This is a genomic window from Lelliottia jeotgali (assembly GCF_977070485.1).
In genome coordinates, this window is the sequence record NZ_CDRVFO010000001.1 from 472,618 (window position 1) to 496,059 (window position 23,442).

Consider the following 23,442-nt stretch of genomic DNA (forward strand, 5'->3'; position numbering starts at 1 on the left):
TCAGACGGCCTGCTGGAGGAGGAAGGTGAGCGTTTCGCCTTCTTTCGTGTTGATCAGGTACATGGAATGCCCGCTGTGATGGGGGGTGTCCCTGATCGCGCCTGCCCGATAGCCCTGATGATCACGCAGGTGGCAGATCAGGCCATGTTCCGTCAGCTCCAGCGGTTCGATCTTCCAGTAATCAGTTACCTCTGCTCGCTGGTAGAAGCCCAGATACCCGTTGAAACTCAGGCCAAGCTTCTTGTGGGGCCGCGCCGGGCCGCTGAGACTGATGTGATAATGCAGACGGTCTTGCGTCTTTGAGTCGAAGGTAAAGTCCAGGCGTATGGAACCCTGGTCGCCCCCAGCCATGAGCCAGTCGTCCTGCGGCGTGATCCCCCAGTGCCATTTATCGTGGCTGGTGCTCAAGCGAAGGGGGACATACCTGTCGGTGGCCATCGCGTAAAGATGGCCACTGAACGACCTGCCGTACCTGTTCTGAATTTCCGGGTTCATGTGCGAACCTCCAAGGTGGGTGGGATCGGCACCTTAATCTCCCGGGCAGGCCACGCTGGAGTCTGAACTCTTTCCTTCAGGCGTCGTTCTTGCTCTCCAGCAGCATGAACAGGCGATACAGCACCACGGTACTGAACAACTGCAGGAAGCCGAGCAGGCTGGCCATGGCCAGCTCCAGGGCGGGGGCAGGCTCGGGGAAGGCGATCAGCAGCAGCCCGTCGATCAGCCAGATCGGTGCGAGCACGGCAAGTACGCAGAGCATGATGCGCATGAAGTGCCCGGTGGTCATGCGTGCGCTTTCGCGCATCGACTGCACCACCGGCAGGCCGCGCAGCACCAGCAGATACTCGGCGAACACCAGGTTGATCATGATCCATACCCCTGGGAAAACCAGCAGCGCCAGCCCCGCCATGATCAGCAGCGAACTGATCATGATCAGCAGTGCCAATTGCGGCCATAGCTGCATGGCGCGGGCAAACAGCTCGCGTTTGGGGATCTCCTGGCCGTTGCTGCGGGTGTCGAGGTAAAGAATCAGCGCTGCACTGTAAAGCGGGTAGAACAGCAGGCTCACCAGCATGCTGTAGGCCGGTGATGCCTGGTCGCCCAACTGCTGGTACAACAGTTGGGTTATCAGGGCTTCGAGTACGACCAGCGGCAAGCACAGCGGGATGATGTTTGCCAGGTGGCGGCGGAAGAAGTAGAGGGAGTCGCGCAAAACGCTCAGCGGATTCATCGGTCAACATCGCATGGCAGTAAAAGCAGGGGCCTAACTTTAGCCCAGAGCAGTCAATTGCTGAAAAAAGTTTCACCGTGCCTGTGATTGAATCCGCCGCCTGCGCGCCCCATCTTTGACACGTCCGATGTCCCGCTTCCCACGAGGTAGCCCATGAACACTGAAGAACAAACCCTGATCGATGGCCTGTTTGGCCGCATCAAACAAGCCGAAGACCCCAGCCAGCCGCGTGATGCACAGGCCCAGGCGCGCATCGAGGAACACCTGCGCGAGCAGCCGGCGGCGCCTTACTACATGGCCCAGGCAATCCTGGTTCAGGAGGCGGCGCTCAAGCGCCTGGACGAACAGAACAAGCAACTGGAAGCAGAGCTCAAACAGGCTCGTGCCCAGGTCGAGGCTTCCCGCACCAGCAGCACCAGCAGTGGTGGCTTCCTCTCCAGCATCTTTGGCGCCAGTGGGCGTAATCCGCAGCCTGCCCAACCATCACAGCAGCCCCAGCGGCCTGCCACGCCGGTCGCTTCGGCAGGCGGTTGGCGGGAGCCGAGTGCCCCGGGCTTCTCCCAGCCGCAGGCGGCGCAACCTGGTTTCGGCGCCGCGCCGGCTCGGGGTGGTGCCAGCAGCTTCCTGGGCGGCGCAATGCAGACCGCTGCCGGTGTGGCCGGTGGTGTGTTGCTGGCACAAGGCATCAGCAGCCTGTTCAACCACCACTCCCAGCCTGAAGAGGTGGTCGAGGTGATCAAGGAAGAACCGGCCCCGGCCAGTGATACCGCTGGCTGGAACGACGAGGGCGCGCAGTCGCAGGTGGCCGACAATGGTGGCTGGGGCGCTGATCAGGGTGGTTTCGCTGACAGCAATTATGGCAGCGATGATGGCGGCTTCTTCTCGGACGACGACACCTTCGTCTGATCGGTCTGGCATACTGCTGGCATTTTCGGGGGCGCATTGCGCCCCCTTCAGCCGAGGGTATGTAGTGAAGAAAATCGCACTGTTCGCCGATGTGCAGAACCTCTACTACACCGTGCGCCAGGCCCACGGCTGTCACTTCAACTACACCGCGCTGTGGTCTGAAGTCAGCCGCGAGGGTGAGATCGTTGAGGCCGTGGCGTATGCCATCGACCGTGGGGACAGCAAACAGCAGCAGTTCCAGCAGATCCTGCGCAACCTTGGTTTCGATGTGCGCCTCAAGCCGTTCATCCAGCGCAGCGATGGTTCGGCCAAAGGTGACTGGGATGTGGGGATAACCCTGGATGTGATCGATGCAGCCAGCCGTGTCGATCAGGTCGTACTGGCTTCGGGCGATGGTGATTTCGACCTGCTGCTGGAGCGGGTGATACAGCGTCATGGCGCCGAGGCGGTGGTTTACGGTGTGCCGGGGTTGACCGCCATGTCGCTGATACGGGCGGCCAGCCGCTATGTGCCGATCGAAGGGCGTCTGTTGTTGAAGCATTGAAGCTCGGCGGCGCTTGACCGCCATTGCGCCGTATACCCCAGCCATTACGCAAAATTGTGCCGCCCAATTAATCCGGTTTTGTAACTTAATCTTGGCGGCGAGGCTCCCTAAACTCATTTCCCCGTAAACGGATTTCGAGTTTTGCCATGCCTGCCTCCCGCCGCTTCCCGTTATTGCTGATTGGTGCCTTTCTGGCTTTGTATCTGGTCTGGGGCTCCACCTACCTGTTCATTCGCATTGGTGTGGAGTCCTGGCCGCCGATGCTGATGGCCGGGGTGCGATTCCTTATCGCCGGGGGCCTGCTCTATGGGTTTTTGCGCTGGCGCGGGGTGCCGGCGCCGACCTGGCCGCAATGGCGTGCGGCAGGGGCCATCGGTTTTCTGCTGCTCAGTTGCGGCAATGGTGGCGTGACGGTTGCAGAGCATGCTGGCGTTGCCTCCGGCGTCGCTGCGCTGGCGGTGGCTACTGTGCCGCTGTTTACCTTGGTGTTTGGCCTGCTGTTTGGCCATCGCAATTCGCGCCTGGAGTGGGCGGGCATCGTCCTTGGGCTGGTTGGCATCGGCCTGCTCAACCTCGGCTCTAACCTGCAGGCCAGCCCCATCGGTGCGGCGCTGATCCTGTTTGCGGCTGCCGCCTGGGCGTTCGGATCGGTCTGGAGCAAGAGCCTGCCGTTACCCCAAGGCCCCATGGCCAGTGCGGCCCAGATGCTGGTCGGTGGTGCTGTATTGCTGTTGGGCAGCGCCCTGTCGGGTGAGCGCATGACTCAGATGCCCACTGCGGCAGGCTGGGGCGCATTGGCTTATCTGGTCTTGTTCGGCTCGATCCTGGCATTCAGCGCCTACATGTACCTGCTCAAGCATGTGCGCCCGGCGGCGGCCACCAGCTATGCCTATGTCAACCCGGCGGTTGCGGTATTGCTTGGCATCGTCTTTGCCGGCGAGCAGATCGGCGCAGAAGAATGCCTGGCGATGGCGGTAATCATCAGTGCCGTGGTGCTGATCGGCCTGCCACAGTGGCGCAGGCCGGCGCAGCCCACTGCATCGCTTGAGGGCGAAACCTGCAAGTAGGCCGGGGTGTTGCGGTAAACTTGCCGCCTTCGCTGAACCCCCTGACGGTATTGCCATGAATTTCGCCAAACTCGGCCTGATCGAACCGTTGCTGCGCACCCTGCAGCAGCTGGACTACACCACCCCGACCCCGGTCCAGGCCCAGGCCATCCCCGCCGTGCTGGCCGGCCGCGACCTGATGGCCGCAGCCCAGACCGGCACCGGCAAGACTGCCGGTTTTGCGCTGCCTGTGCTGCAGCGCCTGGCCCTGGAAGGGGAAAAGGTCGCCAGCAACTCGATCCGTGCGCTGGTGTTGGTACCGACCCGTGAATTGGCCGAGCAGGTGCACAACAACGTGCGCGAATACGCCGAAAACCTGCCGCTCAGCACTTACGCGGTGTATGGCGGGGTCAGCATCAACCCGCAAATGATGCGCCTGCGTCGTGGCGTCGACCTGCTGGTGGCTACCCCGGGGCGCTTGCTCGACCTGTTCCGCCAGAACGCGGTGAAGTTCAACCAGGTGCAGACCCTGGTGCTCGACGAAGCCGACCGCATGCTCGACCTGGGTTTTGCCGAAGAGCTGCAGTCGGTATACGCGGCACTGCCGCGCAAGCGCCAGACGCTGCTGTTCTCCGCTACCTTCTCCGACCAGATCCGCATGCTGGCGGGGCTGGCGCTCAATGACCCGCTGAGCATCGAGGTCAGCCCGCGCAACGCGGCTGCCACCACGGTCAAGCAGTGGCTGGTGCCGGTGGACAAGAAGCGCAAGGTCGACCTGTTCTGCCACCTGCTGCGCAAGCAGCGCTGGAAGCAGGTACTGGTGTTTGCCAAGACTCGCAATGGCGTAGACCAGTTGGTCGAGCGGCTGCTGGGCGAGGGCGTGAACGCCGATGGCATTCACGGTGACCGCCCGCAAGCCACGCGCCAGCGCGCGCTGGACAGCTTCAAGGCCCGTGAGATCCAGGTACTGGTCGCCACCGACGTTGCCGCCCGTGGCCTGGACATCGACGACCTGCCGTTGGTGGTCAACCTCGACCTGCCGATCGTGGCCGAGGATTATGTGCACCGTATTGGTCGCACGGGCCGTGCCGGCAATAAAGGCGAGGCGATCTCGCTGGTATGCGCCGATGAAGTGCAGCAGTTGGCCACGATCGAGACGCTGATTCGCCAGACCTTGCCGCGCCACGAGGAACCGGACTTCATTCCCGATCACCGGGTGCCGATGACCGATGCCAGTGGCCAGGTGATCAAGAAGCCGAAAAAGCCCAAGAAGCCGAAAGAGAACAGTGCCAAGCGCGGGCTGGGGCGCTGGATGGACAGTGGCGACGAGGCTCCGGTCAAGTCGGTGCGCAAAGTGCCGAGCTTCAATACCGGGCCGAAGAAGCGCAAGCCTTGAGGTTTTGGGGCTGCTTTGTAGCCCTTTCGCGACACAAGGCCGCTACGGGCGGTCGCGAAAGGGTCGCAAAGCGGACCCGCATCCTGTCACGCAGACCGCGCCAGCCATTGCGCCGCCGCCCGCCCGGCCCGCAACCCACTGGCAAAGCACGCCGTCAACAGATACCCCCCCGTCGGCGCCTCCCAGTCCAGCATCTCGCCGGCACAGAACACCCCAGGCATGCCCTTGAGCATCAACCCCTCATCCAGCCCCTCGAAGCGCACGCCACCGGCACTGCTGATCGCCTCGTCCAGGGGCCGGGTGCGTACCAGCGTGATCGGCAGCGCCTTGATCGCGCGCGCCAGGGCGGGCATGTCGGCAAACGTCGCCTGATCGGTCAGTTCACGCAGCAGTGCCGCCTTCACCCCGTCGATGCCCAGTTGGCTGTGCAGGTGCTTGGCCATCGACCGCGAACCGCGCGGCTTGGCCAGGGCCTGGGCAATCTTGTCCACAGGCTTGTCCGGCAGCAGGTCGAGCAGCAGCGTTGCCTGGCCGTCGCGGTTGATGGCCTCGCGCAACGGTGCAGACCAGGCATACACCAGGCTGCCCTCGACACCCTGGGCGGTAAGGATGAACTCACCTTTGCGCGTTGCCGTGCCTGGCATGCCTAGGGCGATGTTCTTCAGTGGCGCGCCGGCGAACTTGTCCTTGAGCAGCGCGCTCCAGCCTGCGACTTCAAACCCGCAGTTGCTCGCTTGCAAAGGAGAGATATCCACAGCCCGTTCGGCCAGCACAGGTTGCCAGGCGCCGTCGGAGCCCAGCCTCGCCCAACTGCCGCCACCCAAGGCCAACACGACAACATCAGTCTTTATCTGTAGTTCGCCCTGTGGATAAGCGATTTGCAAGGCACCGTCGGCACCCCAGCCCAGCCAGCGATGGCGGGTGTGGATAACTACGCCGCTGTCGCGCAGGCGTTTGAGCCAGGCGCGTAGCAATGGCGCGGCTTTCATGTCGGTCGGGAAGACTCGGCCCGAAGTGCCCACGAAGGTTTCGATGCCCAAGCCGTGAATCCACTGGCGCAGGGCATCGGCATCGAAATCGCCCAGCAGCCGCTTTATCTCGTTTTCGCGTTCGGCATAGCGCGCCACGAACTGAGGATAGGGCTCGGAATGGGTAATGTTCATGCCGCCGACGCCCGCCAGCAGAAACTTGCGGCCCACCGACGGCATGGCGTCGAACACCTGCACTGCAAGGCCCGCCTGGGCCAAGGCTTCGGCGGCCATCAGGCCGGCGGGGCCGGCGCCGATGACGACAGCCAGGGGAGGGGATGCGGGGCGTAGATCGGACATGGTGGTCAGCAGGCTGTGGAAAAGACCGCGCATTCTAACGCAGCAGGGGCCATGCAAGCACTGAGCAAAAAATGATCAGTATGCTACAGGGCACGGTGGCAAAGGGCTGCAGCGGCTTTCCCGCAGGTTATCCACAAGCGGTTCCACAGTCATTGTGAACAACTGATGACCTTCGCCGCGCTGTGGTGGAGGATGCCGTGGCGCCGCGCCAAGGCGTGGCGGTCTTTGCTGTAGCCGCCGCCGATCACGCCGACCACCGGGATATCCCGCCCCAGGCAGTGGCGCATGACATGCTCGTCGCGCGCAGCCAAGCCGGCATCGGTCAGTTGCAGATAGCCGAGGGCATCGTCCTTATGTACGTCCACACCGGCGTCATACAGCACCAGGTCGGGTTGATACAGCGGCAACAGGTAGTTGAGCGCATCTTCCACCACCTTAAGGTAGGCGGCGTCACCCATGCCCCGCGGCAGCGGAATGTCCCAGTCGCTGTGGGCCTTGCGCGCCGGGAAGTTCTGTTCGCAGTGCAACGATACGGTGATGGCGTCCGGGGTGTCCTGCAGGATGCGCGCGGTGCCATCGCCCTGGTGCACGTCGCAATCGAAGATCAGCACCCGGTGCACCCGCCCGGCTTCAAGCAGGTAGCGGCTGATCACGGCCAGGTCGTTGAAGATGCAGAAACCGGCTGGGTGGTCAAAGTGGGCATGGTGGGTACCGCCGGCCAGGTGGCAGGCCAGGCCGTGTTGCAGCGCCATTTCGGCAGCCAGCAACGAGCCGCCCACTGCCCGCACGGTGCGCCGCGCCAAGGCCTCGCTCCAGGGCAAGCCCAGGCGGCGCTGGTCCTCGCGCGACAGTTCGCCGTGCATATAGCGCTCGATGTAGTCGCGGTCGTGGGCCAGGGCGAGGATGTCGTTGGGGCAGATTTGCGGGCGCAGCAAAGCCTGGTCGGTGGTCAGCCCGCTCTCGACCAGGTGGTCGCGCAGCAGGCGGAACTTGTCCATGGGGAAACGATGCTCGGGTGGGAACTCCGGGCTGTAGTCATCGTGGTAGATCAGCGGCAACGGCATGGTGGGTTCGCAATCGGGGCCAGTGCTGATCTTGCCAGTTGTTGGGTTGTGGGTAAAAGTACTGCGCCGCGCCTACGCTGAACCTGTAGCACGGCAAAACCGGAGCACGCCCCATGACCCCCATCCTTGAACTGGAAAGCGCCCGCCTGGTGTTACGCCAATGGCATGACGACGACCTGCGCGAGTTCGCCGCCATGAGCGCCGACCCGCAGGTGATGCGTTATTTTCCAGCGCCCATGACGCGGCTGGAGGCGGCGGCACTGATCGGCAGGATCCGCGGTCATTTCAACGAGTACGGTTTCGGCCTGTGGGCCTTGGAGCGCAAGGACAGCGGCGCCTTCATCGGCATGACCGGCCTGCTCAACGTCAACTTCGATGCGCCGTTCGCGCCGGCTGTGGAAATCGGCTGGCGCCTTGCCCGGCGGCACTGGGGCCTGGGCTTTGCCAGCGAGGCGGCGTGGACCTGCCTGCGTTGTGCTTTCGCCCAATTGCGCCTGGAGGAGGTGGTGTCGTTCACTACTGAGGCCAACCTGCCGTCGCAGAAGGTCATGCAGGCCATCGGCATGGTGCAGGACCTGCAAGGCAGTTTCGAGCACCCGCGCCTGCCCGCTGGCCACCCGCTGCGGCCCCACGTGCTGTACCGCATCGACCGGCCCCGCTGGGAGCAGACCTTGCGCGCTGAATGAGCGGTCATGCGCGGTGCCGATGACAAACCCTGTATCATTTGCCTTCATGAAAGCGCCGTAGAGCTGTGATGCCTTGCTAGGAGAACCCCCGATGAGTCATGTGTTGGACGACCTGGTCGACCTGTTGAGCCTCGAGTCGATCGAGGAGAACCTGTTCCGTGGACGCAGCCAGGACCTGGGCTTCCGCCAGCTGTACGGTGGCCAGGTGCTGGGCCAGTCACTGTCGGCGGCCAGCCAGACGGTCGAAGACGCGCGCCATGTGCATTCGCTGCACGGCTACTTCCTGCGCCCGGGCGATGCCAGCCTGCCGGTGGTCTATTCGGTAGACCGTGTGCGCGATGGCGGCAGCTTCAGTACCCGGCGAGTGACGGCCATCCAGAAGGGCCAGACCATTTTCACCTGCAGTGCCTCGTTCCAGTACGACGAGGAAGGTTTCGAGCACCAGGCGCAGATGCCTGATGTGGTCGGGCCGGAGAACCTGCCGAGCGAAGTCGAACTGGCCCGCGCCATGGCCGACCACCTGCCTGAGCGCATTCGTGACAAGGTGCTGTGTGCCAAACCGATCGAGATACGCCCGGTCACCGAGCGTGACCCGTTCAACCCCAAGCCCGGCGACCCGGTGAAGTACACCTGGTTCCGCGCCGACGGCACCCTGCCGGCCGTGCCCGCGCTGCACAAGTACCTGCTGGCCTACGCCTCGGACTTCGGCCTGCTGACCACCTCGCTGCTGCCCCATGGCAAATCGGTGTGGCAGCGCGACATGCAGATTGCCAGCCTCGACCACTCGTTGTGGTTCCACGGCAACCTGCGCGCCGATGAGTGGCTGCTGTACGCCACCGACAGTCCTTGGGCCGGCAATGCCCGGGGTTTCTGCCGGGGCAGTATCTACAACCGTGCCGGGCAGCTGGTGGCGTCGTCTTCGCAGGAAGGCTTGATCCGTCACCGCAAGGACTGGGCATGAGCCTGGCCGATATCCGCAACTGGGTGTTCGACATGGACGGCACCCTTACCGTGGCGGTGCATGATTTTGCCGCCATTCGTGAGGCGCTGGAGATTCCACCCGAGGACGACATCCTCACCCACCTGGCGGCTTTGCCTGCGGCGCAAGCGGCCGCCAAGCATGCCTGGCTGCTGGAGCACGAGCGCGACCTGGCGGTTGCCTCGACTGCAGCTACCGGTGCCGTGGAGCTGGTGCGGGAGCTGGCCGGGCGTGGCTGCCGGTTGGGCATCCTTACCCGCAATGCACGTGAGCTGGCGCATGTCACGCTGGAGGCGATCGGCCTGGCGGATTGCTTTGCAGTCGAGCACGTGCTCGGTCGTGACGAGGCGGCGCCCAAGCCCAACCCCGATGGCCTGCTGAAGATCGCCAGTGCCTGGGATGTGGCGCCGAGCGAACTGGTGATGGTGGGTGACTACCGCTTCGACCTGGATTGCGGGCGAGCGGCCGGGGCGCGCACAGTGCTGGTGAACCTGCCGGATAACCCATGGCCGGAGCTGGTGGACTGGCATGCGGTGGACTGCCGGGCTTTGCGGGCGTTGCTGGGCTGAGTTTTCGCTCGCCTGCGCTTGCCCTGTCGCCGGCAAGTTGATCACCGCTGCTGAAGGCTGCCCGAGCACCTGTGGGAGCCGGCTTGCCGGCGATAGGGCCGTTACTGTCTATGCTCACCCCCAGTCTTTTCCCCAAATGGAGAACCATCCATGACCCATAAAGCCATCTACGTGCAACCCGGCGGCGGCTACGACAAGGTCGAAGTCGGCACCTGCGAGGCTGCTGCGCCCAAGCCCGGCGAGATCACCGTACGCCTGCACGCCAGCTCCCTCAACTACCACGACTTTGCCGTGGTCAGCGGCATGTGGGGGCCGAGCGAGCGGCGCATTCCCATGGCCGATGGCGCTGGCGAAGTGACCGCTGTCGGGGCGGGCGTCAGTGAGTTCAAGGTAGGCGACAGCGTGGTCAGCACCTTCTTCCCGGACTGGCTCGATGGCCAGGCACTGGTCGAAGGCTTCGCCAGCGTGCCGGGCGACGGCATCGACGGCTACGCCCGTGAACAGGTCACCGCCCGCGCCACCTCCTTCACGCTGGCACCCAAGGGCTACAGCCACGCCGAGGCCGCCACCCTGACCACCGCCGGCCTCACGGCCTGGCGTGCGCTGATGAGCGACGATCACCTCAAGCCCGGTGACACCGTACTGGTACAGGGCACCGGCGGCGTGTCGATCTTCGCCCTGCAGTTCGCCAAGCTGGCAGGCGCCACGGTAATCGCCACCTCGTCCAGCGATGCCAAGCTCGAACGCCTCAAGGCCCTGGGCGCTGATTACCTGATCAACTACAAGAGCACCCCGGCCTGGGGCGAGAAGGTGCGTGAGCTCACCGGCAACCGTGGCGTCGATCATGTGATCGAGGTGGGCGGGCCGGCGACGCTGGAGCAGTCGATGATTGCCGCACGGATCGGTGGCCATGTGTCATTGATCGGCATCCTTACCGGTGTCGCCGGGCAGTTGCCGCTGGTTCAGGCGCTGGTTCGGCAGATCCGTCTGCAGGGTGTGCTGGTGGGTAGCCGCGCGCAGCAGCAGGCGATGGTCCGGGCGATCGACGCCAACGGCTTGCTGCCTGTGGTGGACAAGCATTTTGAACTGGAGCAGATCGTCGACGCGTTCCGCTACCAGGAGAGCAACCGGCATTTCGGCAAGATCTGCCTGACCTGGTAATCGCGCGCTTCAGTCCGGCAACAAGCGGTCCCGGCTGTTGGACAGATGCAGGCAGATCGCCGCCCGCGCCGCATCCGGGTCTTGCCGGCCAATGGCGTTGAGAATCGCCTCATGCTCCAGGTTGGCCAGGTAGGCATGCCGGGCCAGGTTGGCCCCGGCGCGTTCGGCGATGGCCATGCGGTTGCGAGGAATCAGGCCATTGCCCAGCTGCGCCATCATCTCGCTGAAGTACAGGTTGCCGGTGGCCTCGGCGATCAGCAGGTGAAAGCGGCGGTCCGCTTCGATGCAACTGTCACCGGCCGCGGCGAGGTCCTGATAATCGTCCAGCGCCTGGCGCATGCGTGCAAGGTGTTGTTCGTTGCGGCGCACGGCGGCGAGGGCGGCTGCCTGGCCCTCGAGGCCGATGCGCAGTTCCAGCAGGTCGCGCACGCTTGCGGCATTCTCCACTCCCACCCGCAACCCGGCCTGCGCCGGGCGCGCCATCACGAACGTACCAATCCCGTGGCGCGGTTCTACCAGGCCAGAGGCCTGCAGCTTCGACAGGGCTTCACGCACCACGGTGCGGCTGACACCGTGCTCGCGCACCAAGGTGTTTTCCGACGGCAGTTTGTCGCCCGGCTTGATGGTGCCCAGCAGGATCTGCTGGGTCAGGCTGGAGACCAGGTCGTGGGCACGGCTGTGGCCTGTTTTGCGGGGCTGCTGGGGCATGGGCCGCTCCGGTTGGCGAATTAGCTTGTACGACAAGTTAGCCGATAAAAATATTTTCTGCCTGTTTTTTCGCGGCGCTGGGTAACCTGAAAAGTGATCTTAGGAACGTTATCGCCGCTTTTATACGATCTATAAGCTTGTATTTTGTGTTTTTAACGACAATCGCCATCTTGTCGTACAACTTCGCCGCGCATATGCTCTGCCCACTGTCATGTCAGACCACCTCGACCCGCACAAAAACAATTAGTGGGAGATACACAAGTGAACGACACCCTCGATCCGTCTGCCCGTAACGGCGGCGACGTGCTGGCCAGCGCCGTGGCCAAGGTCAAGCGCCACGTCCTGCCGCTGTTCGTGATCATGTTCATCGTCAACTACCTCGACCGCGTCAACATCGGCTTCGTCCGGCCGCATCTGGAAAGCGACCTTGGCATCAGCGCTGCGGCCTATGGTTTTGGTGCGGGGTTGTTCTTCATCGGCTATGCGCTGTTCGAAGTGCCCTCGAACATGCTGTTGCAGCGCGTCGGCGCCCGCCTGTGGCTGACCCGCATCATGTTTACCTGGGGGCTGGTGGCCACGGCCATGGCCTTCGTGCAGAACGAAACTCAGTTCTACGTGCTGCGCTTTTTGCTCGGTGTTGCCGAGGCCGGCTTCTTCCCTGGGGTGATCTACTACTTCACCCGCTGGCTGCCAGCTGCCGAACGCGGCAAGGCGATTGCCATTTTCCTCAGCGGCTCGGCGCTGGCTTCGCTGATCTCCGGCCCCCTGGCCGGCGCGCTGATGCAGATCCAGGGCCTGGGCATGCATGGCTGGCAGTGGATGTTGTTCATCGAGGGCATGGCCTCGGTCACGCTGTGCTTCTTCGTGTTCTTCTGGCTCGACTCCAAACCGCACGACGCCAAATGGCTGAGCAAGGCCGAGCAGGATGCGCTGGTCGATACCATCGACCGCGAGCAACGTGAGCGCGAAGCCACCGGCACCGTCAAGGTATCGTCCTGGAGCTTGCTCAAGGACCGCCAGATCGTGCTGTTCTGCCTGATCTATTTCTGCATCCAGCTGACCATCTACGCCGCGACATTCTGGTTGCCCAGCATCATCAAACGCATGGGTGACCTGAGCGACCTGCAGGTCGGCTTCTTCAACTCCATCCCGTGGTTGATCTCGATCCTGGCCATGTATGCCTTCGCCGCTGGCTCCTCGCGCTGGAAGTTCCAGCAGGCCTGGGTGGCTGCGGCCCTGGTGATCGCGGCCATCGGCATGTTCATGTCGACCACGGGCGGGCCGGTGTTCGCCTTTGTCGCGGTGTGCTTTGCCGCTATCGGTTTCAAGTCGGCCTCGTCACTGTTCTGGCCGATCCCCCAAGGCTATCTGGACGCGCGTATCGCTGCTGCGGTGATCGCCCTGATCAACTCCGTGGGCAACTTGGGCGGCTTCGTCGCGCCCACCACTTTCGGCCTGCTCGAGCAGCAGACCGGGTCGATCCAGGGTGGCCTGTACGGCCTGGCCGTGACCTCGGTGCTGGCGGCCATTGCGGTGTTCTTCGTGCGCACTCGCCCAAAGGGCGTCCCCTCCAATGACCTCAAGGCCCCTTCGGCCTTGGGCCAGACCCACTGATGACTGCGAGACAACAATCATGAACATGCAGACGACTCCCGCACTCCACACCAGCACCCCCGTGGTCACCGACCTGCGCGTGATCCCGGTTGCCGGCCATGACAGCATGCTGCTCAACCTCAGTGGCGCCCATGGCCCGTTCTTCACCCGTAACGTTGTGGTGCTGCGTGACAGCGCTGGCAACACTGGCCTGGGCGAAGTGCCCGGTGGCGAGAAGATCCGCCAGACCCTGGAAGATGCCCGCAGCCTGGTGGTCGGCCAGCCGATCGGCCACTACCAGCGTGTGCTCAATGCCATGCGCCAGACCTTCGCCAACCGCGATGCCGGCGGGCGTGGCCTGCAGACCTTCGACCTGCGCATTACCGTGCATGCGGTGACGGCCATTGAGTCGGCGCTGCTCGACTTGCTCGGCCAGCACCTCAATGTGCCCATGGCCGCGCTGCTCGGCGAAGGCCAGCAGCGCGACGCGGTGAAAATGCTCGGCTACCTGTTCTATATCGGTGACCGCCAGCAGACTGACCTGGCTTACCGCAACGAGGCCGACGCCGATGATGACTGGTTCCGCCTGCGTCACGAGAAGGCACTGACCCCTGAGGCCGTGGTGCGCCTGGCTGAAGCCGCCAAGCAGCGCTATGGCTTCAGCGACTTCAAGCTCAAGGGCGGCGTGCTGCGTGGCGAAGAGGAGATGGAGGCGGTGACGGCGCTGGCCGAGCGCTTCCCCGAAGCGCGCATCACACTTGACCCCAATGGCGCCTGGTCATTGCAAGAGGCCATCGCCCTGTGCCGTGACAAGCACCACGTGCTGGCCTACGCCGAAGACCCGTGCGGTGCCGAAAACGGCTATTCGGGCCGTGAGGTGATGGCCGAGTTCCGCCGTGCCACCGGCTTGCCCACCGCCACCAACATGATCGCCACCGACTGGCGCCAGATGGGCCATGCGATCCAGTTGCAATCGGTGGACATCCCCTTGGCCGACCCACACTTCTGGACCTTGCAGGGCTCGGTACGGGTGGCGCAGATGTGCAACGACTGGGGCCTGACCTGGGGTTCGCATTCGAACAACCACTTCGATATTTCGTTGGCGATGTTCACCCAAGTGGCTGCTGCGGCGCCGGGTGAGATCACGGCGATCGACACCCACTGGATCTGGCAGGACGGCCAGCGTCTTACCCGCGAGCCGCTGCGCATCGTCGACGGCCATGTGCGCGTGCCAGAGCGCCCAGGGCTAGGGGTGGAGCTGGATGAAGACCAACTGGCCAAGGCCCATGAGTGCTACCGCAGCATGGGGCTGGGAGCGCGGGATGACGGTGTGGCGATGCAGTTCCTGATCCCGGGCTGGACGTTCGATAACAAGCGGCCTTGCCTGGTGCGTTGAAGCCCGGTGCCCAATCGCCGGCAAGCCGGCTCCCCCTGGTTTTACGCTGAGCTTGAGAGCAGCGGGGTACCTGTGGGAGCCGGCTTGCCGGCGATTGGGCTGCGCAGCAGCCCCCTCACCCCGCCTCAAAAAATGCCCGAGCCATCGCCACAAACGCGCCCAACACTGGATTCGGATTATCCCGGCAATACGCCAGAAAGATCTCCGCCTGCTGGTCCATCCCCATCAGTGGCTTGAACACCACCTGCTCCAGCCGCAGCGCCTGCGCCGATGCCGGCACCACCGCACAGCCCAGCCCGACATTCACCAACCCCAGAATCGAATGCGTCTGCCCCAGTTGGTGCAGATAACGCGGCTGCACCTCGTGGCGGGCAAACAGATTGGCGATGCGATCATGGAAGTAGCGCCCCTCGTTGGCGCTGTACATCACGAACGGCTGCTGATGGAAATCGGTCGGCTTGAGCCGCTCGCGCGCTGCCAGTGCATGGCCGACGGGGAGGGCGGCGACGAAGGGCTCGCGGTGGATCGGCAGGTACTCCACGCGCGCGCTGGGTAGCACCTGGCGCACCAGACCGACATCGATCAGCCCAGCCTCCAGGTCATGCACCTGGGTTGCGGAGATACGCTCGCTGAGCACCAGTTCGATGTCGGGTACGGTCTTGGCGGCGTGCACCAGCAGGCGAGGGATCATGCTGTAGGCCCCGACTGCTGTGAAGCCCAGCGTCAGTCGGCCAGCCTCGCCATGGGCAATGCGCCGGGCCGACTGGCTGGCAGATTCGGCGATCTGCAGTATGCGCCGGGCATCTTCCAGAAAGCTCTGCCCGGCGAGTGTGAGCCGCGCCTGGCGGTTGTTGCGCTCAAGCAGCAGCACCCCCAACGAATGCTCCAACAGCTGGATCTGCCGGCTCAACGGCGGTTGGGTCATGTGCAGGCGGCTGGCGGCACGGCCGAAATGCAGCTCCTCGGCAACCGCTACGAAGCAGCGCAACTGGTGCAGCTCCATGATTCAATTCCTGAATTATTCGATCCATCATCTATATTAGACCTGTATCGCATGCCGGCCTAGCATCGAGTCACACCTTTGAAGTTGCCGGATATCAACGATGAACAACGACAACACCGCAGCCGTCGAGCTGCTGCTGACCCAGCCGGTACCGGATGCCATCGATGCGCAACTGGTCAGTGCTTACCAGGTGCATCGGCTGTATCGACATGACAATCCTCAACAACTGCTCGATGAGGTCGGCCCTCGTATTCGTGGGGTGGTCACCGGTGGCGCCAAAGGCTTGACCAATGCGCTGATGGATCAACTGCCAGCGCTGCAGATCATCGCCATCAGTGGCATCGGCACCGACGCTGTCGACCTGCACCACGCGGCGAAGCGCGGCATACATGTCACCACGACCCCGGGGGTGCTCACCGATGACGTGGCCGATATGGCCATGGGGTTGATCATCAACACACTGCGCCGCCTGGGCGAAGGTGAACGTCTGGTGCGTGACGGCTTGTGGGGCACGGTCAACCTGCCGTTGGCGCGCAAGGTCAGTGGTAGTGCGCTGGGCATCGTCGGCCTGGGGCAAGTCGGCAAGGCCATTGCCCGCCGCGCTGCCGCCTTCGACATGCACATTGCTTACAACGGCCGGCGCGAACAGCACGGCTGTGGCTACCGCTTCGTCGCTGACCTGGTCGAACTGGCGCGTTCGGTGGATGTGCTGGTGGTAGCGGCCTCGGCTGATGGCGGCAAGGTGCTGGTGAGCGCCGAGGTGCTCGACGCGCTGGGCCCGCAGGGCTACCTGATCAACGTGGCGCGGGGCAAGTTGGTGGATGAGGACGCACTGGTCGAGGCCTTGCGTGAACGGCGCATTGCCGGTGCCGGGCTGGATGTGTTCGTCGATGAACCCCATGTGCCACCGGCTTTATGTGACCTCAACCAGGTCAGCCTACAGCCGCACCGTGGCAGCGCCACCCTGCAGACCCGCCTGGAAATGGGGCAAATGGTGCTGGACAACCTCGCAGCCTGTTTCCGCGGCGAGGTGCCGCCGAACTGCGCGTAACCCCTATCGCCGGCAAGCCGGCTTCCACTGGGAGCCCACTGCTTTGCAGCCCGGTGATGTACCTGTAGGCGCCGGCTTGCCGGCGATAGGGCCACTAGCGACACCACAAGGCCACACCTTCTCTGCACAAGAACAATCGCTTCCATCGAGAAGCAAGAGGGTACACATGAACAGCAAATCCGCCGTCGCCGCACCGCAGGCCGTCGCCGCAATCGGCCGCCATCGCTTCCTTGTCCTGGCGCTGATCTTTGTCATCACGGTCATCAACTATGCCGACCGCGCCACCTTGTCGATCACTGGCACCGAGGTACTCAAGGACCTCGGCCTGGACCCGGTCATGCTCGGCATGATCTTCTCTGCCTTCGCCTGGGCCTACGCCCTCGGCCAGGTACCCGGCGGCTGGTTGCTGGACCGCTTCGGTGCACGCCGCGTGTATGGCATCAGCCTGATTCTCTGGTCGCTGTTCACCCTGCTGCAAGGCACAGTGGGCTGGCTGGGCCTGGCCGGCGTGTCGGCTGCGGTGGCGTTGTTCTCCATGCGTTTCATGCTCGGCCTGGTGGAGTCACCGGCATTCCCGGCCAACTCGCGCATCGTCAGTTGCTGGTTCCCCACCCGCGAGCGCGGTACCGCATCGGCGCTGTTCAATTCGGCGCAGTACATGGCAGTGGTGGTGTTCGCGCCGCTGATGGCGTGGATGACCCACACGATGAGCTGGGAGCAGGTATTCATCTGGATGGGCGTGCTCGGCCTGCTGCTGAGCGTGGTGTGGTTCCGCCTTTACCATGAACCGCACAGCGCACCGGGATTGAGCCGTGAAGAGTTCGATTACATGCGTGAAGGCGGAGCGCTGGTCGACCTGGAAAAAGAGCGCAAGACGGCCAAGAGCAAACCGACCCGCGCGGAGCTTGCGCAGCTGTTCACCAGCCGCAACCTGTGGGCGGTCTACCTGGGGCAGTATTGCATCACTGCGCTCACCTATTTCTTCATCACCTGGTTCCCGATCTACCTGATCAAGGGCCGTGGCATGACCATCATGGAGGCCGGCTGGGTGGCCGCGTTGCCGGCCATCTGCGGCTTTACCGGCGGCATCCTTGGCGGCTTTGTGTCCGACTGGCTGATCCGCCGTGGCGTGCACCCGTCCAGGGCGCGCAAGACGCCGTTCGTGATCGGCATGGCGTTGTCCACCACCTTGGTGCTGGCCAATTATGTGGATGGCAATGCGGCGGTAATTGCCCTGATGACCTTGGCATTCTTCGGCAAGGGCCTGGCAGCGGTGGGTTGGGCGGTGCTGTCGGATGTGGCACCGAAGAAAATGGTCGGCCTGTGCGGGGGCGTGTTCAACGGCATCGGCAACATTGCCGGCATCGTCACCCCGCTGGTGATCGGCTACGTAGTGGCCAGCACCGGCTCCTTCGACAACGCACTTTGGTTCGTGGCCGCCCATGGCGTGCTGGGGATCTTCGCTTACCTGTTGCTGGCCCGGCGCTTCGAAAGGACGGGGCAGGCGTAGGCAGACGCCTGAGCAACAGAGGCCCCGGGAGACCGGGGCTTTTTTGTACCTGTTACGCATACCCAGATGAAAAACAAAACCCTCAAATGGCCATCAGGCGCGTCTGGACATGCCATCCACGACATCTGACGTTTATGGAAAAGCGCTGTCGTGATCGAACAGTTGCGAGGCGTTCTCGTGTAATTTCCTGCAGCCTCAGCCGGCTTAAATGAACCCCGAACCACACTGACGCCCTGCTTTGTGACGCGCGCCAAAGATCAACAACAGCGCGCAAGCAAGGTGTCGACTCATTGAATCCAAAGGAGATATTTTCGCCTACGCCTGCCCGTCCTTCCTTGTGTCAGCAAAAAGAGAACAACATCAATGAACACCGTGGGAACTGATGGCAACCTTGCACAAGGTTTCAAGCCACGTCATGTAACGATGCTGTCCATCGCGGGCATCATCGGCGCCGGTCTTTTCGTCGGCTCCGGGCACGCCATCGCGGCAGCCGGGCCAGCCACCATTGTTTCTTACTTCGTGGCCGGGACCCTGGTGGTGCTGGTCATGCGCATGCTCGGCGAAATGGCCGTGGCGCACCCCGACACCGGTTCGTTCTCCACCTATGCCGACCAGGCCATCGGCCGCTGGGCCGGCTACACCATCGGCTGGCTGTACTGGTGGTTCTGGGTGCTGGTGATCCCGATCGAAGCACTGGCCGCCGGGCATGTGCTCAACGCCTGGTTCCCACAGGTGGACAGCTGGATCTTCGCCCTCGCTTCCGTACTGCTACTGGCGTGCACCAACCTGTTCAGCGTGGCCAAGTACGGTGAGTTCGAGTTCTGGTTCGCCATTCTCAAAGTCACGGCAATCCTTTGCTTCATCGGCTTGGGCTTTGCGGCCCTGATGGGCTGGTTGCCCAACCGCGAAGTCAGCGGGTTGAGCGGCTTGATGAGCGCCTACGGCGGCTTTGCGCCCAACGGCTGGTCTGCCGTGATCGGCGCATTCATCACCGTGATGTTCAGCTTCATCGGCACCGAAGCGGTGACCATTGCCGCCTCCGAATCCAGCGACCCGTCGCGTAACATCGCCAAGGCCACGCGCTCGGTGATCTGGCGCATCAGCACCTTCTACATCCTGTCGATCTTCGTGATCATCTCGATCGTGCCATGGAACGACCCGCAGCTTGCGGTGGTGGGTTCTTACCAGCGTGCGCTGGAAATCATGAACATCCCCAATGCCGCCTTCATGGTCGACCTGGTGGTGCTGGTGGCGGTGACCAGCTGCATGAACTCGTCGATCTATATCGCTTCGCGGATGATGTACTCACTGGCCAAGCGCGGTGATGCACCGGCCTTCCTCAACAAGACCTCAAAGGTCGGCGTGCCACGCGCTGCAGTGTTCGGCAGCACCCTGATCGGCGCGGCCATCGCCATCCTCAACTACTTCGCACCCAAGGGTGTGTTCGAGTTCCTGCTGGCCAGCTCCGGCGCCATTGCGCTGCTGGTTTACATGGTCATCGCCATCTCCCAGCTGCGCATGCGCCGCCGCCTGGAGCGTGAAAACGCGGAACTGAAATTCCGCATGTGGCTGTTCCCTTGGCTGACCTGGGCGGTGATCATTTTCATTGGCGGGGCGCTGGCGGTGATGATGTATACGCCCGAGCACCGGGTGGAGGTGAGTTCGACCTTGGGCTTGGCGATCGTGATTTCCTTCCTTGGGATTGTCACTTCGCGGGGGCATGCGCAGGCGGTGGGCGTACGGTCGATGGGGTGACGCGGGATCAAGCAAGAAAGTCGCGCCGCGGGTGCGACTTTTTCGGCACGGGGCATACCCACCTTGTATATCAGCCCAAAGGGGGCCAGAGATCTATCGCTGCAGCATCCCTGGATTAGACCGGCTATTGTCGGGAGAGCGCACCGGATATCGCGCAGGTATAAAAAAAGGCACCTGGGTCACCATGTGCCTTTTACGTGTTTGGGCCGGGGTAATCTGAATTAAGAAAGTAAGATATTAATTAGTATTGGGAATTTCGGTTCACATTTTAAGTTGGAATACTGATTGGAATACCATGACAAGCATTCCTAGCCTGCCGATGATTAGTTCGATCACCCAGTGAAGGGCGCTCCAAGCCCAAGCGCAATCCACTGAGCTAAACGATTACGGAATAACATGCATCACCCCACGGTGTAACCGGGTTGTCCAGCATCAACAGAATGATGAGCGGAGCCAGCTTGCCGAGCAGGTTGGCGCAGTTGATCTCGATTGACGCTGCTGTTCCAGGTGGCACCTCCATGCATGGTCTGGTTGCGCGGGGCGTGGATCCAGATGAGCTGCACCCCTAGCACGGCCGAGGTGTTGCTGTTGTGCCCGACCAGCAGGTGGATCTCTTTGCACCTGGGCGCTGCTTATTCATTTATCATCCCATTATTTTGCAAGGACGGCAGGCTCCGCGCCTGCCTAAGCCGCTTTTCGCAGTAGCGACCGGGATAGCCTCAAATGAACGCTGTAGAAATCGAACAAGCCATCACGGACCTGGCAGGTCAACCGTTTGACCAGGTCGAGTTCCCTTATGCCTTCCTCCAGGCCTTCGGCAACAAGGATACCACCCTGAAACGTCTGCGCTCGGGGGCAACCAACAAATCCGACCTGGGCGGTGTTCTGCAAACCAGCAACATACACCTGGCGGTGTGCGAGGCTGGCAAAGTCACGGAAACTTTGGTAGCTCTCAAGGCCAGCCCCGCCACTGTACGAGCCAAGGCCAAGTACGTACTCGCTACTGATGGTGAGATACTGGAGGCTGAGGAGCTAGAGACCGGCGAAGCCGTCGCCTGCTCCTATCCGGACTTCCCTGATCACTTTGGCTTCTTTCTGCAGTTGGCGGGTATTTCCACGGTTAAACAGATCCGCGAGAACTCCTTCGATATCCGCGCTACCAGCCGCCTGAATCGGCTCTATGTGGAGCTGCTCAAGGACAACCCAACCTGGGGTACCGCCGAGCGCCGTCATGAAATGAACCACTTCATGGCGCGCTTGATCTTCTGCTTCTTCGCCGAAGACACCGACATTTTCAACGGTACCGGCATGTTCACCGACACCCTCTCGCAAATGAGTAATCGGGATGCCAGTAACCTGCATGAGGTGATGGGCGAAATCTTCCATTCCATGAACACCCCGATTGCTCAACGTGGTTCGGCCAAGCTACCGCGCTGGGCGGACGCTTTCCCCTACGTCAACGGCGGGCTTTTTTCTGGAAAGCCGGACGTCCCGCGCTTTTCCAAAATTGCCCGCAGCTATCTGCTGCATATCGGTGCGCTAGATTGGAAGCAGATCAACCCCGATATCTTCGGCTCCATGATCCAGGCCGTGGCCGACGATGAAGAGCGTGGCGCCCTGGGCATGCACTACACCAGCGTGCCTAATATCCTCAAGGTACTGAACCCGCTATTTCTCGATGAGCTGCGTGCCAAGGTGGAAGAGGCCGGCGATAATCCGCGCACGCTGCTCAATCTGCGTAAACGCCTGGCACGCATTCGTGTATTCGATCCTGCCTGCGGCTCGGGCAATTTCCTGGTTATCGCCTACAAACAGCTGCGTGAGATTGAAAATATCATCAATGAGCGCCGTGGCGAGCCTGGACGCAAGAGCGATATTCCTCTTACAAATTTTCGCGGAATCGAGCTGCGTGACTTTTCTGCCGAAATCGCACGCTTGGCTCTGATAATTGCTGAGTTTCAGTGCGATGTGCTCTATCGCGGCCAGAAAGAGGCTCTCCTGGAGTTTCTGCCACTGAGCAACCAGAATTGGATTACTTGTGGAAATGCCCTCCGGCTCGACTGGCTTGGCGTTTGCCCACCTACGGGAACCGGTGTGAAGTTAGTCGGTGATGACCTATTCCAAACACCTCTTGATCAACCTGAAATCGATTTCGAGAATGAGGGCGGGGCGACCTATATTTGCGGAAATCCTCCATATCTTGGTAGTAAGCGACAAGAAGTAGAGCATAAAAAAGATCTAGCATTTGTTTTTGAGATGAAGACGAAGGACTGGAAGCCGCTTGACTATGTTGCTGGCTGGTTTATGAAGGCGGCAGAATATGCAAAAGCAACTGAATGCTGCTCAGCATTTGTGGCAACAAACTCTGTATGCCAAGGCCAGCAAGTTTCAATCCTTTGGCCGCTCATATTCGACTCAGGCTCGGAAATAAATTTCGCGCATACTTCATTTAAGTGGAATAATCTGGCCAACAATAACGCTGGCGTGACAGTCGTGATCGTTGGAATAGGCCATGCAGGTTCCAAAAAAGCGAAATATCTCTACAGCGACGCAGGTGAAGGGAAGTCCGTAGCCCGAAGAGTAGATAATATAAATCCATATCTGGTGCCAGGAGATGTCACCATAATTGAAGCTCGAAGATCACAGATATGTGGGCTACCAGATTTTGACCGAGGAAACTCTCCTACAGATGGTGGTCATTTGCTGCTAGAGCCTCAGGAGCTAGAAGCACTGCAGCTAACACCTGAGCAGCGGAATCGCTTTATTCGTCCATTTGTTGGCTCGATGGAGTTAATTCGAGGCATATCTAGATTCTGCCTCTGGATTGATGACACCGAGGTGTCTGAAGCAAAAGCCGTTCCCTCAATTGCAGAACGCATAGAAAGGGTTGCCGATTTTAGGCGCGGTAGTAGTAAAAAAACCACTGTGGCGGCTGCAGCTTGGGCGCATAGGTTTGATGAAAGAAAGCCATTACCAGCTAGTTCAATAATCTGCGTGCCAGTAACCAGCTCGGAAAATAGGGAATACCTGCCAGTTGGGCTGCTCAAAGCGGGGACTGCAATATCAAACTCTTCTTTCGGAATGACATCAAATAGCATTTGGGTATTGTCTATTATTGCTTCCCGCATGGCTTTAGTGTGGGTGGCAACTGTTTGCTCCAGGATGAGGACGGATTATCGGTTCACGAACACGCTGGCTTGGAATACTTTCCCAGTTCCGGCTTTAACTGAGAAAAACAAGGCTGACCTCACTCGTTGTGCCGAAGACATCCTTCTGGCACGTGAAGCCCATTTCCCAGCCACGATTGCAGATCTCTACGATCCAGAGACCATGCCGGACAATCTGCGCGCTGCACACGAGCGCAACGACGAAGTGTTGGAGCGAATCTACATTGGTCGTCGTTTCAAGAACGACACTGAGCGCCTAGAGAAGCTTTTCGAGCTTTATACCGAAGTGACATCCACTCAGAAGTCACGGAAAACCAAGTGATGCCACACCTTACCCTTATTAAATTCGCGG

20 protein-coding genes are annotated in these 23,442 nt (G+C 61.6%); 14 read left to right on the forward strand and 6 right to left on the reverse strand.

Annotated features, from left to right (window positions below; translation table 11 throughout):
• Complete coding sequence (locus ACW4TB_RS02155) at positions 1-495, reverse strand: hypothetical protein (RefSeq protein WP_279932505.1); 495 nt, start codon at positions 493-495, stop codon at positions 1-3.
• A 76-nt stretch (positions 496-571) separates the two neighbouring features.
• Positions 572-1,228: a YciC family protein gene (locus ACW4TB_RS02160; RefSeq protein WP_279932503.1), complete on the reverse strand. Its 657-nt coding sequence runs from the start codon at positions 1,226-1,228 to the stop codon at positions 572-574.
• A 153-nt stretch (positions 1,229-1,381) separates the two neighbouring features.
• On the opposite strand from ACW4TB_RS02160, the gene ACW4TB_RS02165 reads away from it, so the two are divergent.
• The 4 genes from ACW4TB_RS02165 to ACW4TB_RS02180 all read left to right on the forward strand — a co-directional run bounded on the left by ACW4TB_RS02165 (position 1,382) and on the right by ACW4TB_RS02180 (position 5,120).
• Positions 1,382-2,134, forward strand: coding sequence for a DUF2076 domain-containing protein (locus ACW4TB_RS02165; protein WP_279932501.1), 753 nt, complete (start codon positions 1,382-1,384; stop codon positions 2,132-2,134).
• A 64-nt stretch (positions 2,135-2,198) separates the two neighbouring features.
• Positions 2,199-2,678 (forward strand): NYN domain-containing protein, encoded by a 480-nt coding sequence (locus ACW4TB_RS02170; protein WP_012312588.1) that lies wholly within the window; start codon positions 2,199-2,201, stop codon positions 2,676-2,678.
• A 146-nt stretch (positions 2,679-2,824) separates the two neighbouring features.
• Positions 2,825-3,745: a drug/metabolite exporter YedA gene (gene yedA, locus ACW4TB_RS02175; RefSeq protein ID WP_012312589.1), complete on the forward strand. Its 921-nt coding sequence runs from the start codon at positions 2,825-2,827 to the stop codon at positions 3,743-3,745.
• Between the two features lie 55 nt (positions 3,746-3,800).
• Positions 3,801-5,120: a DEAD/DEAH box helicase gene (locus ACW4TB_RS02180; protein ID WP_012312590.1), complete on the forward strand. Its 1,320-nt coding sequence runs from the start codon at positions 3,801-3,803 to the stop codon at positions 5,118-5,120.
• 86 nt (positions 5,121-5,206) lie between these two features.
• On the opposite strand, the gene ACW4TB_RS02185 is transcribed toward ACW4TB_RS02180, so the two are convergent.
• Together ACW4TB_RS02185 and ACW4TB_RS02190 are read right to left on the reverse strand one after the other, a co-directional pair.
• The gene (locus ACW4TB_RS02185; RefSeq protein ID WP_279932498.1) at positions 5,207-6,448 is read right to left on the reverse strand and encodes a TIGR03862 family flavoprotein; all 1,242 of its coding nucleotides are present in this window, start codon (positions 6,446-6,448) and stop codon (positions 5,207-5,209) included.
• 149 nt (positions 6,449-6,597) lie between these two features.
• Positions 6,598-7,512 (reverse strand): histone deacetylase family protein, encoded by a 915-nt coding sequence (locus ACW4TB_RS02190; RefSeq protein WP_012312592.1) that lies wholly within the window; start codon positions 7,510-7,512, stop codon positions 6,598-6,600.
• 113 nt (positions 7,513-7,625) lie between these two features.
• On the opposite strand from ACW4TB_RS02190, the gene ACW4TB_RS02195 reads away from it, so the two are divergent.
• From ACW4TB_RS02195 to ACW4TB_RS02210, 4 genes are all read left to right on the forward strand, one after another.
• A complete protein-coding gene (locus ACW4TB_RS02195; RefSeq protein ID WP_012312593.1) occupies positions 7,626-8,198 on the forward strand; it encodes a GNAT family N-acetyltransferase in 573 nt (190 codons plus the stop codon).
• Positions 8,199-8,289: 91 nt separating this feature from the next.
• Complete coding sequence (gene tesB / locus ACW4TB_RS02200) at positions 8,290-9,159, forward strand: acyl-CoA thioesterase II (protein WP_254467103.1); 870 nt, start codon at positions 8,290-8,292, stop codon at positions 9,157-9,159.
• Positions 9,156-9,746 (forward strand): HAD family hydrolase, encoded by a 591-nt coding sequence (locus tag ACW4TB_RS02205; RefSeq protein WP_279932495.1) that lies wholly within the window; start codon positions 9,156-9,158, stop codon positions 9,744-9,746. The genes tesB and ACW4TB_RS02205 overlap by 4 nt, the downstream gene beginning before the upstream one ends.
• Positions 9,747-9,896: 150 nt before the next feature.
• Complete coding sequence (locus ACW4TB_RS02210; RefSeq protein WP_254467104.1) at positions 9,897-10,907, forward strand: zinc-dependent alcohol dehydrogenase family protein; 1,011 nt, start codon at positions 9,897-9,899, stop codon at positions 10,905-10,907.
• A gap of 9 nt (positions 10,908-10,916) precedes the next feature.
• Here the strand turns inward: ACW4TB_RS02210 and ACW4TB_RS02215 are convergent, their stop codons facing one another.
• The gene (locus ACW4TB_RS02215; protein ID WP_012312597.1) at positions 10,917-11,615 is read right to left on the reverse strand and encodes a FadR/GntR family transcriptional regulator; all 699 of its coding nucleotides are present in this window, start codon (positions 11,613-11,615) and stop codon (positions 10,917-10,919) included.
• A 261-nt stretch (positions 11,616-11,876) separates the two neighbouring features.
• Here ACW4TB_RS02215 and ACW4TB_RS02220 point away from each other — a divergent pair, with 261 nt between their 5' ends.
• On the forward strand, positions 11,877-13,229 hold the full coding sequence (locus ACW4TB_RS02220) for an MFS transporter (RefSeq protein WP_012312598.1): 1,353 nt from the start codon (positions 11,877-11,879) through the stop codon (positions 13,227-13,229).
• A 25-nt stretch (positions 13,230-13,254) separates the two neighbouring features.
• Positions 13,255-14,604: a glucarate dehydratase gene (gene gudD / locus ACW4TB_RS02225; RefSeq protein WP_455842883.1), complete on the forward strand. Its 1,350-nt coding sequence runs from the start codon at positions 13,255-13,257 to the stop codon at positions 14,602-14,604.
• Between the two features lie 115 nt (positions 14,605-14,719).
• Here the strand turns inward: gudD and ACW4TB_RS02230 are convergent, their stop codons facing one another.
• A complete protein-coding gene (locus ACW4TB_RS02230; protein WP_254467105.1) occupies positions 14,720-15,607 on the reverse strand; it encodes a LysR substrate-binding domain-containing protein in 888 nt (295 codons plus the stop codon).
• 100 nt (positions 15,608-15,707) lie between these two features.
• On the opposite strand from ACW4TB_RS02230, the gene ACW4TB_RS02235 reads away from it, so the two are divergent.
• The 4 genes from ACW4TB_RS02235 (at position 15,708) to ACW4TB_RS02250 (ending at position 23,412) form a co-directional block, all read left to right on the forward strand.
• The gene (locus tag ACW4TB_RS02235; protein WP_279932491.1) at positions 15,708-16,658 is read left to right on the forward strand and encodes a 2-hydroxyacid dehydrogenase; all 951 of its coding nucleotides are present in this window, start codon (positions 15,708-15,710) and stop codon (positions 16,656-16,658) included.
• A 166-nt stretch (positions 16,659-16,824) separates the two neighbouring features.
• Entirely contained in the window at positions 16,825-18,168 is a 1,344-nt protein-coding gene (locus tag ACW4TB_RS02240; protein WP_046785158.1) for an MFS transporter, read from the forward strand.
• A gap of 363 nt (positions 18,169-18,531) precedes the next feature.
• Positions 18,532-19,923, forward strand: a complete 1,392-nt coding sequence (gabP, locus tag ACW4TB_RS02245; protein WP_279932488.1) for a GABA permease — start codon at positions 18,532-18,534, stop codon at positions 19,921-19,923.
• Positions 19,924-20,646: 723 nt separating this feature from the next.
• Complete coding sequence (locus tag ACW4TB_RS02250; RefSeq protein ID WP_279932486.1) at positions 20,647-23,412, forward strand: class I SAM-dependent DNA methyltransferase; 2,766 nt, start codon at positions 20,647-20,649, stop codon at positions 23,410-23,412.
• Positions 23,413-23,442 lie beyond the last annotated feature (30 nt).